Here is a 15,333-nt window from a genome sequence, read left to right on the forward strand (position 1 = left end):
GGCGTACCTCAAGCCATCGGCTCGCCCGGCGAGCCGTCGTCGCTCCGGTCGCACGCCCGCGGCGGTCGCTGGCTGCTCGCGTTGGGGCCGCCAGTCCCGCTCACGGCTGAAAGCCGACGGTAGTGACGATGACGACGCCGACGACGCCGGCGACCACGAGGAGCGCGCTTCGCCGGGCCACCGGCCCGAGAAGCTCCCGGTCGACGCTCGCCGCGAGCGCGACCTTGACCGCGATGCTCGCGGCGGTGCCGGCGAGGACGCCGACGACCGCGGTCGTCCCGCCGATAGTGCCGCCGTCGTAGAGCGTGACGGCGGTCGTAACGACCGAGCCGCTCGACACGAGTCCGCCGAGGAAGCTCGTCACGACGAACCCGGTCGCGCCGAAGTACTCCTGTGCCGCCGCGGAGGCGAGCAACACGAGGAGGAAGAAGACGCCGAATCGGAGGGCGCTTTCGAGGCTGAACGGCGACTCGAACGCCACGTCGAGGTCGACGTTCCACTCGCGGGAGTGCAGCGCGTAGCCCACTCCGGCGAGCGCGACGAGACCGAGTGGAACCCCCACCTCGACCGCGAGTTCCGGGACGAACACGGCGACAAGCGAGAGGTTCCGCAGCGCCATCGCCGCGTCGGCCATCAGAATCGCGGCGGCCGCGAGCGGCCGAATCGACGGGTTTCGACTGGTCCGCCCGGCTATCTCACCGATGACGGCCGTGGAGTTCACCAACCCGCCGAAAAACCCCGTGATGGCGATGCCGCGCTCGCCGTACCGGCGGATGATGACGTAGTTGACGAAGCCGATTGCGCTCACCGCGACGACGAGCAGCCAGACGGTTCGGGGGCTGACGGCGTCCCACGGACCGACCTGCCCTTCGGGGAGCAACGGGTAGACGACGAACGCGATGATGGCGAACTCGACGGCGCTTCGGACCTCGTCGGTCGTCAGTCGCCGCGCGAATCCGTGGAGTTCTCGCCGCAGAACCAACAGGAGCGACGAGGTGAGCGCGACGACGACCCCCTCGATGACGAAGCCGCTTACGACCGCCGCGCCGACCGCGTAGGCGACCAGAAGCGACGTGGACGTGGTGAGCGAGAGGCTCACGCCGAGGTCGTCTAATCGAGCGGCGCTGTCAGCGGTGCTGTCGTCGTCGCGGCGGGCATCGGACTCGTCGCCGCCTTCGGTTTCGGCGTCGTCCTGCGAGTCGGCTCCGTCGCCCCGCCCGTTCGGCCCGCGGTCGAACAGCCCGCGACTCCCGAGCAACACCGCCTGGACGACCACCAACAGGCCCCCGACCGCCAGAAGGATGTCGCTCCCGACTGCGACGGCGATGCCGCCGAGGAGGCTCGTCAGGGTGAACGTTCGAACGCCGGCGCTCTTTTTCGACCGCTCGCGCTCCAAGCCGAGGAACATCCCTAACGCCGCCGCGACGAACAGGCGGACGATGACGGGGTCGACCTGCGAGGTTAACTCTTCGACCATCACCGAACCCCTGTATCCCCGTGTTCCATGCTATCGTGTGTATTTTAATTGCTATCGTTAAAAACGTGTAAGCTAATTGGATGTGGAGATGGCGGTCGTTCACTCGCCCAACTCCGCTTGCCCCACGCAGTCACGGGGCCGAGGGACACGGACAGCTCTCGGTGGTCGGGTTCGACAGCAGCGCTCAGTGGGCGATTCCACCGACGTGGGCGCACCTCCCGCGCCGGAGAGCACCGTCGTTGACGCGAGCCAGTCCGGGCATCAGTCGAACGCGTCTGGAACGTGGTCGTCTCCCGGCGGCATTTCCGACGGAGAAACACTGCTCTCGGTTGTTTACGCTTTCCAAGCGAAGCACCGTGTAGGCATGGCCGATTCAAACCCTGAGGAGCACTGTGGTATCGGAATCCGAGGCGTCGCGATTGGAATCGATTCGTTCGTGTGGATTGCGCTGCTATTCGTTTCGATTTTGGTCGCAGGAGTGTTCACCGGACAGGTCGAGACAAGCGCACGAGGGCTGAACACGGATTTAGAAGGGGGCTCTGCGTCGATGGCGCTGGGACTGTGGCTCGTTTTGGCGCTCGGCTATCACACCGTCATGGAGTGGCAGTTCGGGAAGACGATCGGGAAGGCGCTCGTGAACATCCGCGTGACGAGTACCGGTGGGGCCGGCCTTACGCTCGGCACCGCCTCGATACGGAACGTGTTACGGCTCGTCGATTGGTTCCCCGGTTTGTACCTCGTCGGCGTCGTCGGGATTGCGGTGTCGGACCGGCAGCAGCGCCTCGGTGACAGGCTGGCGGGGACCACGGTCGTCAGTGCGTGACACGCTACGTGACCCCGTCGTAGAGGCGAATCGTAACGATACTTCCGTCCGGAGTGTTCGGCTGGAACCGAAGCTCGCCCCCCATCTGGGTGACGGCCCAGTTGACGAACCAGAGCCCGATTCCCTGACCGTGTTTGAGTTGCGTCTCGGTCCCAGCAGCGAGAATCTCCTGTTCCCGTTCGGGAAGTCCCGGCCCGTCGTCCGCCACGACGAGTTCAGCCGATGCGTCCGAACGCTCTCGAACCCGGAGTTCGACGGCCGGCGAGTCCTTGTCCGAGTGAATGATTGCGTTTTCGACTAGCTCAGTGAGCACCTGCTGAAGTACCGTTCGGTGAGCGGTGACCGAGACATCGTCGGGGGAGTCAAGCGTTATTTCGGCCGGATTGTCACCGGTTCGGAACTGGTCGGCCACCGATTTCGCAACGCCCGTAAGAGCGACCGATTCCGGTGGTTCGGTACTTGCTGACATGAGTTCCTCGGCCTCTCTGACTTTCTCACTCAGTTCGAGCAGGTCCGTCGTACTGTCTCGGATACCGGTTCGTATCTCTTCGTCATCGACGTGGTCGGCGTAGGCGAGGACGACATCCAAGTCGTTTCGCACGTTGTGACGGAGGATTCGGTTGAGGACTGTGAGCCGCTGTTCACGGGTTCGCCGGTCTGTCACGTCTCGGAAGAGGGCCGTTCTGGCGACCGGGTTGTCCTCCTCATCCGTCGCGGATTCGGTGACCGCGGAGACGCTGTATTGGAACTGTCGGCGGCCCTTCGAGGTCTGGAGTGCGACCGTTCCGCTGGCACCCACGGAGAGGTCCGCCCGTTCGAGCCCGTCGACGACCGAACGAATCGGCGCTCCGATTATCGTCGCTGCCGACCTGTCGAACAACGCCGCGGTCGTCTCGTTCACGTCGAGAACGTGGTCGTCCCAATCGAGGACGAAAATCGCCTCCTGTAAGGTTTCTACCACACGCGTCCGTGCGACGTAATCGGCTTTCGGGAAGCCGGTCATGACGGGATACCGTCGCACGGCAACCGCGAGGAGGACGCCGGCCACGAGCAGGCCAACCGTCGTACTGCCGGGGAGCGTGGCACTGTTCCCCGCGAGGCTGGGCAGGTAGGGCGCTGAAACGCCGCCGGTGAGGATTGCGACGTGTGTGTTCGACACCCTGGCGTGGTTGCCACCGAGGTCAACCAAGAGGTACGTCGCGTACAGGTACAGTGCGAACAGGTACAGGACTTCCGTGCCGATTAGCGAGGCGATCATGTATTCGACGGCCGTCTCCGACGGCCCGACCACGATGGTAAGCCCGCTCAAGAGAACCGGGAGTGCGATTCCGGCGAGCAGCGCGACTCGCTTCCACGTCAGACCGGTTCCACGACCGGTGTAGCTGAGCGCGTACACGACCCAGATACCCGGGATGACCAGTGCGGCCCCGATTTGGCCAAACGACAACAGCGTCGAAAGCACAGCGACGGACGATGCGCCCGGGAGGTCGGACCCGAAGGCGAATACGGCCCACAGCGTCAGCGCAGCGAGGAGCGAGATGAACGGTTCCGCACTGGGTTGCTCCCGAGACTGGAACGCCGTCCATGTGGTCCGGCCAAGGAGAACGACCGCCGCGGCGTTGAGAGCGAGCGCACCTAGTGTCGATTGGAACGCCATTGATTGGGAGTCTCGTGTCAATCTATCGTACAGTATTATGAACTCGGTGATGACGCGTCTCGAACTGCCCGGTGAGCAGTCTCGTTGCGGGTTCACGCGCGGTCGAATCGGACGGATTCCAAGATGCGGTTCGGAAGTGAACTCGCAGTCTGTCTTCGAAGCGAGGCCGATACGCGTTGCGGGACGAGCAGGGAGGGAGAGAGGTGGAGGCCATCCAGTCACCCGTCCGGGGGATGACGGGCAGGTAGGCCGTGTCGCCCGTTGATGATAAGAGGTTTTTCTGCGTTTCTCCGTCTGAAACAGGTGCAAATCGGCTTCTCAGCTACCCCGAGACACTAACCATCGCATCGATGCCGTTCTCGTCGAGGGAGACCGAAAGCGAGGTGGGGACGGCCTCGAACCGCTCTCGATGGTGTCCGTCCTCACAGATGGACATCTCGGTTCGCACGAGCCCTGCGTCGCGAAGGGCGTTGAGGCGGCGGTACGCCGTCGGCCGTGAGACGTCGGCGGCTTCGGCGACATCCCTGCCACACCGGGGTTGCTCGGCGACGGCTTCGTAGACGCGGCGGGTGTACTTGTCACCGAAGAGGTCGAAGAGCTCCGCCGTCGTGAGGTCGTCGGTCTCGGTGCGTTCGAGCGGCTGCTTTGACCTGGATGCTTCGGGGTGGGCGGTCATACGATTGGGGATGGCCCGTGACCTACTGGAGGGATGTGCTAGGAGTGCAGACCGCTCCACGCGGCCGACTCTAGGAGTCCAGACGAGCCTGCGAAGAGAAGGCCATCAGTTATGGGGGCTCAGTCACGACGCCCACGGTAGATAGCGAGACAGATGCCCGGAACTGATGGTGCGGCGGACGTTCGCGCGCTCATCGTGGACGACGAGCGGGAAGTAGCGGACGCGTACGCGTTGCGCTTGCGAGGCTACTGCGAGGTCGAAACCGCATACGGCGGTGAGGAGGCGCTCTCGGTTATCCGCGATTCACCGGTCGACATCGTCCTCTTAGATCGTCATATGCCGGGACTGTCCGGTGACGACGTGTTGACCGAACTCGACGAACGCGACTTCTCTGGCCGTGTCGTCATGGTGACCGCGGTCGACCCCGGAGTGGAAGTCCTGGATATGCCGTTCGACGACTACCTGTGCAAGCCCGTCGACCGGGAGGACGTGCGCGCCGTAATCGACCAGCAGCAACGGATTCTCGCCTACGAGACGCTCGGAGAATTCTTTCGCGTCGAGGCCAAGCGCGCGGTACTCGAAGCGGAACTGAGCCCGGAGCGACGCCGTGAACACGAGGGATACGATGAGACCGCAGCGCGGGCGCGACGGCTCGAACGACGAACGCGGCGGCTGTTGCCGGACGACAGCATTCTCGACCAGTTCGACGAAATCGAGCGCGAAGGCGTCTGACACTCGTCTGTTCCCGCGGAGCCCCTCTCTACGGACCCGCGTGCTGACCCCAGAGACTGAACAGACGCCACAGAGACGACGTCACATCGGCAGGTTCGCAAACGTAACCACGAGTCCGATGAGGACGAACCCAACAGACGTAACGATTCCGTACCAGACAACGCCAATTCCGAGGGCCAGTCGGGGACTCTGCCCATCCCCGGTGGGCGTCCGATGGCAACGTTCTGGCAGGACCCGGAGAACGACGAGCGCGAGGGTACTCGGGAAGAGGAGATTGACAGCGAGAACACCACCAACGATGCCGACGGCATCACCCCCCGTTACCGTCCCCGTTCCCGCGGTGAGTAACATCACGACGAGATACGAGAGAGACTGCGCCGCGAGTAGCACGCTCCCGATTAGCGGATAGTTCACGACGAGCCGGTTGGTCGGCCACCGGAACAGTTCACGGAGCCGTGTAATGGCCAGAAGCGGGGACCAAAACAGGAGAGTAACGACTGTGAAGCCGGCGACGACGCTTAGTGCTGCTCGGACCATACCCATCCACGTGCGCTTGCGACTGTATCTTTCCGGGCTGTGTTTCCATCGCTGAAGCACGAACGGACCAATATCGCACGGCTCAGACGGATGACAGCAGAGGCGTTCAACGCGTCTCGGAGGACCGCGAACTCTCGTTGAGATACGCGTCGAGGAGCTTCCGTTGTCCCGCTCGGAGGTGGTAGAGGAGCGTCGAGCCGGTGATATCGAGGGAGGCAGCGACTTCTTCGGCTGTGCTTCCACGGGGTGATTCGAAGTAGTCCGCGAAGTACGCGGTCTGAAGTGCGGTTCGTTGTCGCTCCGTCAAGGCGTCGTGCAACGCGTCTCTGAATTCACGAGCGGTGGTCACGGAGCGCTCTCGTTCCTCTTTGGCGACGAACTCCATGTTGTAGTCGCGGCTGACCGCGTCTGCGATACGCCGCACGTCGCCGTCTGGTGGCAGCTCTACGACGATTCGGCCGGTACCACTGTCGAAGTTCGCACGGCGAACAGTCCCACCGAGAGACGAGATGGCGAGCAACGGAGTGGACCCCCTGACGGTGAGTTCCACGGACCCCCCCGACTCAGACTCGCGAATGGCTCTCAAATCGTCGATACCGGCGATGTCAGCGGCAGCCCCCTCGACCGCCTGCATAGTCGAGCCCTCGACCGAGACGAAACAAAGTAGTGCGTCATCTCCGTGCGGTACGACTCCCTCCAGTCGCAACGTCGAATCCAGAGCCTTACTCAATCGAGATACGACCGACCCGTCACCAACTTCGAAGGTGAGCTCCGCGACGCTATCTGAGAGCAGTAGATTCCGGTTCCGAGCGGCGGTGACCGCGAAGCCGGCGACATCACCTAACGTCTCGAAACTGGTGTACGCTCGGTCCGAGAACGCCTCGGTTCCGCTGGCGTAGATGCCGACCACACCGTGTACGTTCGAGCCGTACACGAGCGGAACCGCGAGCGCTGATTGGACGCCGTCCGCAAATCCGGCGGTTCCGACCGACTCCGGGACTTGAGAGTCATCGACGAGCGGTTGCGCCGCTTGCAGACGCCCGGTCTCTACCGCACGCTCTTCCAGCGTCGTGGTCGTCTCGTCGTCGAGCGCGTCGCGGACGGCTGCAACGGTCTCGCCGGTGTCGCCAGCGGCGGCGTGAAGGACGAGACTGTCGCTCCCGATTTCGCGCTCACCGACCCAGGCGAACTCGTAAATATCCGTCTCTCCGAGGCTGCGGCAGATGGTCTCGGCGATTTCCGCGCGAGACGTTGCTCCGACGAGTTCTGTGAGGATTTCCGAAAGCACGGTTTCGATGACGGCCGTCCGCTTGTGCTCGATCCGCAGTTTCTCGACCGACTGCTCGTGGCGTCTCCGCTCCGTCACATCTTCGACGTAGATGGCGACCCCGTCGTCAGTAGACGCGACGGAGACGCCGAGCCAGCGTTCCAACTCGGGATAGTACTCCTCAAAGGACGTTTCCGTAATGGAACTCCCCTCGAATGCGAGCAGCAGCGAATCCTCGACGGACCGGGGGAACACCTCGGCGAGTGGGGCACCGACTACGTCTCCCGCGGCACCGATGCGCGACCGCGCGACCTCGTTGATATCGTTCACGGTCCCATCCGCCGAGACGGCGAGGACGCCGACGGGTGCGTGCCGGAGTCGGTCATCCATAGTTAGTGACTGCGTTCGTCCGACAATGGTCTATTGGTTCCGAGCCCCGCCTCGGACATCAGTGTTAGAACCATACCTCAACGCGCGTCCCGCCGTTCGCTGCGGTCGTGAGGGTCAGCTCCCATCCGTGTGCGACGACGATTCGCTCGACAATTGCGAGACCGAGGCCGGTCCCCCCCTCCCGAGTCGAGTATCCCGGTTCGAAGACGACCGCTCGCTCACCCGCGGGAATGCCCGGCCCGTCATCTGCGACGTAGAAGCCGTTTTCCAACGCGCCTACTGTGACGGTCACCGCGCGCGCCGAGTTCGCCGCCCGACTGCTCGTGGAGTCGCTCCCCGCGCTGTCATCGGACAGTGTCTGGTCGGCCGTGGCACCATGTTTCACGGCGTTCCGGAACAGATTCTCGAACAGTCGCTGGACGCGTCCAGAGTCGGCAGTCGCAGTCGGGAGTGTGTCCGCCACATCCAGCGTGGCGTACTCGGTATCGACGGATTGCCACGCATCCTTCGCGGCGGCTTCTATCGAGACGTTGCCGGTCGGGTCCAACACGGTTCGGTCCCGCGAGATAGTCAGTACGTCGCGGATGATACGTTCCATTCGCTCGTGCGCGTCGGCTACTGCGTCGAAGTGCTCGGTGTCACCTGTCTCCCGTGCTGCTCGGAGGTGGGCCTTGGCGACGTCCAGCGGGTTACGGAGGTCGTGGCTGATCACACTGCTCACGGGGTCTACGGCCGGAGTGCCCGCGATACCGGGGAACTCGTTCGCGTCTCGAAACACAACGTAGCCGGTGTCACCGTCAGAAGAGAGTATCCGAGCGAAGAACGGCCCACCCGAACCGCCCCCGTCGAGGTACATCCCGACACTGTCGCCACGAATGAGGTGCGTGACCGGGTTCTCGTCACCGGTCGAGTTGACGAGACTGAATCGCTCGAATATCGCCGTTACGGGCGTTTCGGGCGAGGGACTCTCGAACACCGACTCGAAAGCCCCGTTCGTTGCAGTGATACGAGGCTCGCCGTTCGTCACGGCGTAGGCGACGACTGGCACCCGAAATTCGTCGAGCGGGATTGCCATGGAGGTTCCGTCTGTCATCGATTCCCTACGCTCCTGCACCGTTCCAGACGCGGTTTCTCCCGACCGATGGGGGTTGGGTTGACCCATCGACGGAGAGCGTTCAGGAACCCGTGCATGCGTCATCGTTGGACTGTGGATACGTATAGTGTTTCCCGCCCGTTCTGACACAGAAACGCAGCCGGATAATCTGCCAGACCCTCAGTTTCGAAGGACCGAAACGAGCGTGCCAAGCACGAGAGCAGCACCAAACCCGGTTATGTAGAGCGGCTTAGTGCTGCTCTCATGTATCAGGAACGCGTCACCGGGGGAATTCGATGGTACGTAGGCGGTCACGGTCGCTCCTTGCTCGTAACCCCCTAACTGCGATTGAGCGTCTTCCTTCGTCTCGAATTCGCGCGAAACACCTCCGGGATACATATGTGTTGACGTATAGCGTTCGCCTTCGTAGGTGTATCTGAAAGTCGCTTGCGGTCTGTAATCGTCCGTCCCTCGTCGCTGGTTGACCTGTTCGATTGCGGTCGAAACGACAGTCGCGTCAACCGTCTCCGTGGCGTCCAACGCCGAAGATTGGGCCAAGTAACTGTACCCCCCGTACCCCATAACGCCCAGTCCTAAGATAAGGAGGAGTGCGACCCCGAGCGGTCCAGATGGGCCATTGAACTTGAATTCCATGTCCGAGGGCATGAGATGTTGAACGGTAAATGGGTAATCAGTGTTTCGCGTCCTGTAACACCGGAGCGAGCCCACCGTTCGACTGTGAGTTCAGCGGGGCTCTCATGAACGCCTCCCCCAGCGGCCGCACCTACGGTTCCGCGTGAATCCGGCGACGCTACTTGGTGGGACACAAGAGCTATCGCAGACTGCGGTAGAATGGGATGTCTGGAGGGGAGTTGAACTCCACTCGCAACACGGTGCTCGCTAGTTCTAATTCCCTGTGTCGCATTCCTGCTCCACAGTCGAAGCGACACGCAAAGCGGTCGCTTCGAAGATCGTTCAGCAAAGAAGTGCTCGGTAGGGATTTGAACCTCAGTCGCTCGCTCTGTTCGCTCCCTGTTTCAAATCCCCTACGCTCCGCTCTCTCTTCGTCACGTTGTTCCTCAGAGAAGTGCTCGGTCAGGGATTTGAACCCTGGTCCTCGGCTCGAAAGGCCAAGATGATTGGCCGGACTACACCAACCGAGCGTCTGCATTCACGAGTGGTCGTTGGACTATTTTAAGCGTTGCGTTCCATCGTGGGTGAGTGAGAGGAACCCACCCACGACGGCCGGTTACTCGCCCGTGAACTCGGGGTCGCGGTCGCTCGTGAAGGCGGCGACGCCCTCCATCAAGTCCGAGGTGGTGAACAGCAGACCGAACGCCTGCGCTTCGACTTCCAGTCCCGAATCAGTGTCTTCCCAGCCGTTGTGCATGGCGCGCTTGGTGTAGCGCTGGGCGACCGGCGGACCCTGTGCGAACCGCTTCGCGTACTCGAAGGCCCGTTCTTCGAAGTCGTCGTCGTTCTCGACGACCTCGTTGACGAAGCCGTAGTCGGCCATCGTCTCGGCGTCGTAGCGGTCGGCGCTGAAGATAATCTCCTTCGCGCGGCCGGTGCCGACGATGCGCTGGAGGCGGACCGTGCCGCCCCAGCCGGGAAGGAGGCCGAGGTCGTGCTCGGGCTGGCCGAGTTCGGAGCGCTCCGTGGCGATGCGGAGGTCGGCGCACATTGCGAGTTCCATCCCGCCGCCGAGACAGAAGCCGTCGATGCCGGCGACGACCGGCTTGTCGAGTTCCTCGAGCTTTCCGAACGTCTGTTGGCCCTTCCGCGAGATTTCGACGCCCTCGACGGGGTCACCGCCGCCCGCGGCGATGCTGGTCACGTCGGCACCGGCGGAGAACGCGCGGTCGCCGGCTCCCGTGAGGAGCACGGTTCGAACCTCGTCGTCGTCGGCACACAGGTCGATTGCCTCCGAGAGTTCGTCCATCAGTTCGACGCTGATGGTGTTGAGTCGGTGCGGCCGGTCGAGGGTGATGTGGCCGACACCGTCGCGCACCTCGACGGCGATGGCGTCGAACGCGGGAGCGTCGCCGGATTCGTCCTCGCCGCCGTCGCCGTAGAAGCCCTCGTCCGACTGGGCGAGGTCGCGGAGGTACTCGACGGCTTCGTAGCGCGCTTCGCCGGTCTCGTCGTGGAGTTCGTCGAGGGCGTCGACGAGGGCGGCGATGCCGGCGCTGTCGGCCATCTTCGCCGGGCCGTCGGGGAAGCGCCCGCCGAGTTTGACCGCGCGGTCGATGGCGGCCGGGTCGGCCACGTCGTTGCCGACGAGACCGGCGACCTCGTTCGCCATGACGCCGAGGAGTCGGTTCTTGACCGCTTCGCTCCCCTCGTCGTGGGGAATTTCAGCGCCCGCGCCGTCCTCGTAGTCGTAGAAGCCCGCACCGGTCTTCTGGCCGAGGTCGCCTTCTTCGACCTTCTCCGAGAGGAGCGGACACGGTTCGTAGGCGTCGCCGAGCACCTCGTGCATGTATTCGAGGACGTGGTAGCCCACGTCGATGCCGACGTAGTCGGCGAGTTCGAAGCTCCCCATCGGGAGGCCCATGTCGTACTTCGTCGTGGAGTCGACTTCGGCCATCGTCGCGTCGCCGGCGTGGACAATCCACGCCGCCTCGTTCATCAGCGGGACGAGGATGCGGTTCACGATGAAGCCGGGGCTGTCCTTGCGGACGCGGACGGGCGTCTTGCCCATCGACTCGGCGAGGTCTTCGACGAGGTCGAGCGTCTCGTCGGCGGTGTGCGCGCCGGAGATGACCTCGACGAGGTCCATGCGGACCGGGGGGTTGAAAAAGTGCATCCCGCAGAAGCGCTCGGGGCGCTCGGTGACCTCGGAGAGTTCGGTGATAGAGAGACTGGAGGTGTTGGTGGCGAACACCGCGTGGTCGGGGGCGTACTCCTCCAACTCGGCGTACACCTCCTTTTTGATGGCCATCTTCTCGGGGACGGCCTCGATGACCACGTCGGCGTCGGTGACGGCCTCGCCGAGGTCCACCGCGGTCGAAACGCGGGCGAGCGCGGCGTCGGCGTCGTCCTGCGACAGTCGGTCCTTCTCGGCGAGTTTGTTCAGCGACCACTCGATTTTGTCGTAGCCCTGCTGGACGAACTCGTCTTCGATGTCGCGCAGGACGACGTCGTAGCCGGCGAGGGCCGCGACCTCCGCGATGCCGTGGCCCATGTTGCCCGCTCCGAGCACGGTGATACTGTCGACGTCATCTACGTTCATGGAAGAACGTTACACTGCGTCGCGGTTTCAACGTTTCCCTCGCGTGAAATGTAAACTCAGATTGTGTTTATTCGATTGGCGGTCTACGTGGGTGCAGTCTATCGATTACTCGGACTAGACTCCGTTTCCACCCTGTCGAAGTTAGTCCACGCACCGCCAGAGATACCGACTGGCGTAGCTTCGATAGGGTGCCCATCGCTCGGCGCGCTCGCGCATCTCGCCGCGGGAGACGGCGTCCTGTTCGAACCCGAAGACGTGTTCCATCCCGCGACGAATCCCGAGGTCCTCGACCGGGAACACGTCCTCGCGGGCGAGCACGAAGATGAGGAACATCTTGGCGGTCCAGTCACCGACGCCGCGAATCTCGGTGAGCGCCGCGACGACCTCGCCGTCGTCCATCTCTCGTAACGACTCGGCCGACAGGCCGTCTCGGAACGCGTCGGCGACGTTGCGGACGTAGCCGACCTTCTGGTTCGAGAGGCCGCAGTCGCGCAGGACGTCCTCGTCGGCGGCCAGTATCCCCTCGGGCGTGACCTCGACGCGGTCGAACAGGCGGTCCCGAATCGTCGCCGCCGCGGTCGTCGAGAGCTGTTGGTTGACAATCGAGACGACCAGTCGCTCGAAGGGGTCGTCGGCGGGGTCGAGCGAGAGCGGGCCGTGTTCGTCGACCACATCGCCGAGGTGCGGGTCCGCACGGAGTTCGCGGTAGGCGTCGTCGCTCATCGACTCGTGGTTGGGTCGTCGGGGAGAAAAGTGCGCGTGTCTCGGGTGCTCGGATGCGGTCGCCCGTCGTTCGACGGCGGTGACCGCGCTGGTGGCCCGGTGTGGCGGGCCGACTTACTCTTCGAGGAGCTCTTCTTCCTCGTCGTCGCTGTCGTTTCGGTCGGCGTTGGCGCGGCGGCGCACGTCGACGCGGTAGTGTTCGAGGATGTCGCGACCGAGCAGCAGCGGGTAGTCCATGTGCGAGCGGTCCTCGACGCTGGCGGTCACGGTGTGCTGGGTGCCGCCGATACCGATGACGAGGTCGACTACGGGGCGGGCCTTCCCGCTCTTGAGGCTCCCGGACTTCACGCGCGTCATGCTCTTGATGGGCCCCGCGCCGATTTCGGCGGCGAGGCTCGTGTCGATGCTCGTTCGGGTCGCGCCGGTGTCGGACTTCGCGAGGGTCTGCTGGGAGCCGCTGGTCCCGTTGACGACGACCTCCTCGATGTAGCCGATGAGGGGCGCTTCGCCGTCGATGATGGGTGACTCGTTGGGGGCACACGAGGGGACGGAGTCGTCGAGCGTCGCCGACAACTCCTCGACGCGCGTCTCGTCGACCTCGCCGCCCGCGCGCTCGATTGCGAGCTTCGCGATGTGCGGCGCGGGGCTCTTGCCCGTCGCCTGATAGAGGCCCTTGAAGCCGGCCGTCGGGTTGGCTTCGAGGACGAACCAGCCGTCGTCGCCCTCGACGAGGTCGACGCCGACGTAGTCCATCTCCATCACTTCGGCGGCGTAGAGCGCCGTCTCCTTGGCCTCATCGGGCATCTCGTCGGTCGCGTCGAGCACGTCGCCGCCGAGGGCGACGTTGGTCCGCCAGTCGCCCTCCGGGGCGTAGCGGTACATCGCGCCGACGATGTCGCCGTCGACGATGTAGACGCGCAGGTCGCGGTGGCGGTCGCCGTCGCGGTCGATGAGCTTCTGGAGGAACGCCTGCCGGTTGCCGACCTTCGGGTTGACGGGCTCTGTCAGGTCGACCTTCCACGTCCCGCCGCCGTGGGTGCCGATGGCGGACTTGTAGACGCCCACGTCGCCGAAGCGCTCGCGGCCCTTGTTGAGCCGGTCGTTCGAGAGCGCGAGCAGCGCGTCGGGTACCTGGATGTTCCAGTTGGCGAGCGTCGCGGCCGTGGCGAACTTGTGGATGGCCGCGAGAACCGCGTCCGGCTCGTTGAGCATCGGTCGGATGCGGTTGAACGTCGTCGCCAGCCCGAGCAGTTCGGCGGGTTCCTCGGTGTTCGACAGGAGCAGTCGGTTCGCGATGATGTCCACCTCAGGCTCGACTGTCACCTCGCCGTCTTCGATGCTGACCGCCGCGTTCTCTCGACGGAGCCACACCGGCTCGTGACCGAGGTCTTCGACCGCGTTGAGGATTGCCTTCGTCTCCTTACTGTTGTGCAGAGAAAGCACGCCGACACGCACGGCGTCGTCTGTGGTGGACATACTCAGTTGATATCCTCCCGGTTTCAAAGACATGACGGTCGAGAGTTGGAGGCCTTCGGTTCGCAGCCGCGAGGACGGCGTCGGGCGGTCCGTCGCGACCGTTTATAACCCCGGCCCTCCCATCGCATCACATGGCCGACAACGAGGCCTTCACCTACAACGGCGGGAAGGTCGAGCCGGGCGAGACACAGGACATCCGGTACGGCATCTCCGAGACGTATCTCGGGGACCCGGTTCGCATCCCCGTCACCATCATCAACGGGGAGCAGCCGGGGCCGACCGTGTTCCTCTCCGCCGCCGCCCACGGCGACGAACTGAACGGTATCGAGGTCGTCCGCGAGGTGGCCTACGAGTGGGACCTCGCGGACCTCGCGGGCACGCTCGTCTGCATGCCGGTGATGAACGTCCCGGCCTTTCTCGCCCAACAGCGGTATCTCCCCATCTACGACCGCGACCTGAACCGGTCGTTTCCGGGCTCCGAGACCTCGACGGGGGCCAAGCGGATGGCCCACCGCATCTACCAGAACTTCATCGCGCCCTGCGACCTCGGCATCGACTTCCATACCTCGACGCGGGGGCGGACCAACATGCTCCACGTCCGCGCCGATATGTCCGACCCCGCGGTCGCGCGCCTCGCCAACGCCTTCGGCTCGCACGTCATCATCGACAGCTCCGGGTCCAGCGGGATGCTCCGAACCGAGTCGTCCGCGAACGGGACGCCGGCTATCACCGTCGAGATGGGCGAGGCCCACCGCTTCCAGCGCGAACTCATCGACGAGGCGCTGGCGGGCGTCGAGAGCGTCTTCGCCGAGTACGGCCTCCGAGGAACCTCGACGGTCAACTGGCCGGGCTGGCGCACCGTCATCTCCGACGAAAACGAGAAGACGTGGCTCCGCGCCGACGCGGGCGGCATCGTCGACATGCACCACGACCGCGGCGCGCTCGTCCACGAGGGCGACCGCATCTGCACGATTACGAACCCGTTCAAGGACGACAACGTGACGGTCGTCGCCCCCTTCACGGGCCTGCTCGTCGGCGTCCTCGAAAACCCGGTCGTCTACCCCGGCAACCCGCTTTGCCACCTCGTCGAACTCAAAGACAAGGTGCGGCGCGTCGTCGAGCGCGAGCAGTCCGGCTCCCCCGAAACGACGCGCTGAGACCGTTCGGCTCGACCCGAGACGCCCGGGGGCGGCGATTTTTGCCGACCCTCACGAAACACCATACACGTAAGTTCTATACCCTCCCCT

Annotated in this window: 13 protein-coding genes and 1 tRNA gene; 3 read left to right on the plus strand and 11 right to left on the minus strand. The window is 64.1% G+C overall.

All coding sequences use genetic code 11. The annotated features are described in order from the left end of the window. Positions 1-100 precede the first annotated feature (100 nt). Complete coding sequence (locus tag DEQ67_RS09140; protein ID WP_115802774.1) at positions 101-1,477, minus strand: MgtC/SapB family protein; 1,377 nt, start codon at positions 1,475-1,477, stop codon at positions 101-103. 364 nt (positions 1,478-1,841) lie between these two features. Between DEQ67_RS09140 and DEQ67_RS09145 the strand changes: the two genes are divergently transcribed. Further along, positions 1,842-2,300 carry an RDD family protein gene (locus DEQ67_RS09145; protein WP_004061287.1) on the plus strand — a complete coding sequence of 153 codons (459 nt, stop codon included), beginning with the start codon at positions 1,842-1,844 and terminating at the stop codon, positions 2,298-2,300. Between the two features lie 4 nt (positions 2,301-2,304). On the opposite strand, the gene DEQ67_RS09150 is transcribed toward DEQ67_RS09145, so the two are convergent. Further along, positions 2,305-3,957 (minus strand): ATP-binding protein, encoded by a 1,653-nt coding sequence (locus DEQ67_RS09150; RefSeq protein WP_115802776.1) that lies wholly within the window; start codon positions 3,955-3,957, stop codon positions 2,305-2,307. 322 nt (positions 3,958-4,279) lie between these two features. After that, positions 4,280-4,633 (minus strand): winged helix-turn-helix domain-containing protein, encoded by a 354-nt coding sequence (locus tag DEQ67_RS09155; protein WP_004044657.1) that lies wholly within the window; start codon positions 4,631-4,633, stop codon positions 4,280-4,282. Positions 4,634-4,786: 153 nt separating this feature from the next. On the opposite strand from DEQ67_RS09155, the gene DEQ67_RS09160 reads away from it, so the two are divergent. After that, positions 4,787-5,365 (plus strand): response regulator transcription factor, encoded by a 579-nt coding sequence (locus DEQ67_RS09160; protein ID WP_004044656.1) that lies wholly within the window; start codon positions 4,787-4,789, stop codon positions 5,363-5,365. Positions 5,366-5,446: 81 nt separating this feature from the next. Here the strand turns inward: DEQ67_RS09160 and DEQ67_RS09165 are convergent, their stop codons facing one another. From DEQ67_RS09165 to DEQ67_RS09200, 8 genes are all read right to left on the minus strand, one after another. Further along, positions 5,447-5,908, minus strand: coding sequence for a hypothetical protein (locus DEQ67_RS09165; RefSeq protein ID WP_008605297.1), 462 nt, complete (start codon positions 5,906-5,908; stop codon positions 5,447-5,449). A gap of 100 nt (positions 5,909-6,008) precedes the next feature. Then, on the minus strand, positions 6,009-7,559 hold the full coding sequence (locus DEQ67_RS09170) for a bacterio-opsin activator domain-containing protein (protein WP_115861706.1): 1,551 nt from the start codon (positions 7,557-7,559) through the stop codon (positions 6,009-6,011). 64 nt (positions 7,560-7,623) lie between these two features. Beyond that, positions 7,624-8,634, minus strand: a complete 1,011-nt coding sequence (locus DEQ67_RS09175; protein ID WP_115861874.1) for a sensor histidine kinase — start codon at positions 8,632-8,634, stop codon at positions 7,624-7,626. A 198-nt stretch (positions 8,635-8,832) separates the two neighbouring features. Next, entirely contained in the window at positions 8,833-9,318 is a 486-nt protein-coding gene (locus DEQ67_RS09180; protein WP_006601545.1) for a DUF3592 domain-containing protein, read from the minus strand. Between the two features lie 422 nt (positions 9,319-9,740). Beyond that, positions 9,741-9,815: transfer RNA gene (locus tag DEQ67_RS09185), tRNA-Glu, on the minus strand. An 86-nt stretch (positions 9,816-9,901) separates the two neighbouring features. Continuing rightward, positions 9,902-11,887 carry a 3-hydroxyacyl-CoA dehydrogenase/enoyl-CoA hydratase family protein gene (locus DEQ67_RS09190; protein ID WP_008605300.1) on the minus strand — a complete coding sequence of 662 codons (1,986 nt, stop codon included), beginning with the start codon at positions 11,885-11,887 and terminating at the stop codon, positions 9,902-9,904. Positions 11,888-12,028: 141 nt separating this feature from the next. Beyond that, complete coding sequence (locus tag DEQ67_RS09195; RefSeq protein ID WP_004061298.1) at positions 12,029-12,610, minus strand: DNA-3-methyladenine glycosylase family protein; 582 nt, start codon at positions 12,608-12,610, stop codon at positions 12,029-12,031. Positions 12,611-12,724: 114 nt separating this feature from the next. Further along, on the minus strand, positions 12,725-14,086 hold the full coding sequence (locus DEQ67_RS09200; protein WP_004061299.1) for a RimK/LysX family protein: 1,362 nt from the start codon (positions 14,084-14,086) through the stop codon (positions 12,725-12,727). A gap of 131 nt (positions 14,087-14,217) precedes the next feature. On the opposite strand from DEQ67_RS09200, the gene DEQ67_RS09205 reads away from it, so the two are divergent. Continuing rightward, complete coding sequence (locus DEQ67_RS09205) at positions 14,218-15,243, plus strand: succinylglutamate desuccinylase/aspartoacylase family protein (RefSeq protein ID WP_004061300.1); 1,026 nt, start codon at positions 14,218-14,220, stop codon at positions 15,241-15,243. The last annotated feature ends 90 nt before the right edge of the window (positions 15,244-15,333 follow it).

Source organism: Haloferax sp. Atlit-48N (assembly GCF_003383015.2).
In the GTDB taxonomy this organism is placed as follows: Archaea; Halobacteriota; Halobacteria; order Halobacteriales; family Haloferacaceae; genus Haloferax; species Haloferax volcanii.

What these genes read in the sequence shown, in the direction of transcription:
- DEQ67_RS09150 (WP_115802776.1), bottom strand. Translation starts at nt 3,957, where the DNA reads ATGGCGTTCCAATCGACACTAGGTGCGCTCGCTCTCAACGCCGCGGCG.
- DEQ67_RS09205 (WP_004061300.1), top strand. Translation starts at nt 14,218, where the DNA reads ATGGCCGACAACGAGGCCTTCACCTACAACGGCGGGAAGGTCGAGCCG.
- DEQ67_RS09140 (WP_115802774.1), bottom strand. Translation starts at nt 1,477, where the DNA reads ATGGTCGAAGAGTTAACCTCGCAGGTCGACCCCGTCATCGTCCGCCTG.
- DEQ67_RS09190 (WP_008605300.1), bottom strand. Translation starts at nt 11,887, where the DNA reads ATGAACGTAGATGACGTCGACAGTATCACCGTGCTCGGAGCGGGCAAC.
- DEQ67_RS09195 (WP_004061298.1), bottom strand. Translation starts at nt 12,610, where the DNA reads ATGAGCGACGACGCCTACCGCGAACTCCGTGCGGACCCGCACCTCGGC.
- DEQ67_RS09160 (WP_004044656.1), top strand. Translation starts at nt 4,787, where the DNA reads ATGCCCGGAACTGATGGTGCGGCGGACGTTCGCGCGCTCATCGTGGAC.
- DEQ67_RS09145 (WP_004061287.1), top strand. Translation starts at nt 1,842, where the DNA reads ATGGCCGATTCAAACCCTGAGGAGCACTGTGGTATCGGAATCCGAGGC.
- DEQ67_RS09175 (WP_115861874.1), bottom strand. Translation starts at nt 8,634, where the DNA reads ATGGCAATCCCGCTCGACGAATTTCGGGTGCCAGTCGTCGCCTACGCC.
- DEQ67_RS09200 (WP_004061299.1), bottom strand. Translation starts at nt 14,086, where the DNA reads ATGTCCACCACAGACGACGCCGTGCGTGTCGGCGTGCTTTCTCTGCAC.
- DEQ67_RS09155 (WP_004044657.1), bottom strand. Translation starts at nt 4,633, where the DNA reads ATGACCGCCCACCCCGAAGCATCCAGGTCAAAGCAGCCGCTCGAACGC.
- DEQ67_RS09165 (WP_008605297.1), bottom strand. Translation starts at nt 5,908, where the DNA reads ATGGGTATGGTCCGAGCAGCACTAAGCGTCGTCGCCGGCTTCACAGTC.
- DEQ67_RS09170 (WP_115861706.1), bottom strand. Translation starts at nt 7,559, where the DNA reads ATGGATGACCGACTCCGGCACGCACCCGTCGGCGTCCTCGCCGTCTCG.
- DEQ67_RS09180 (WP_006601545.1), bottom strand. Translation starts at nt 9,318, where the DNA reads ATGCCCTCGGACATGGAATTCAAGTTCAATGGCCCATCTGGACCGCTC.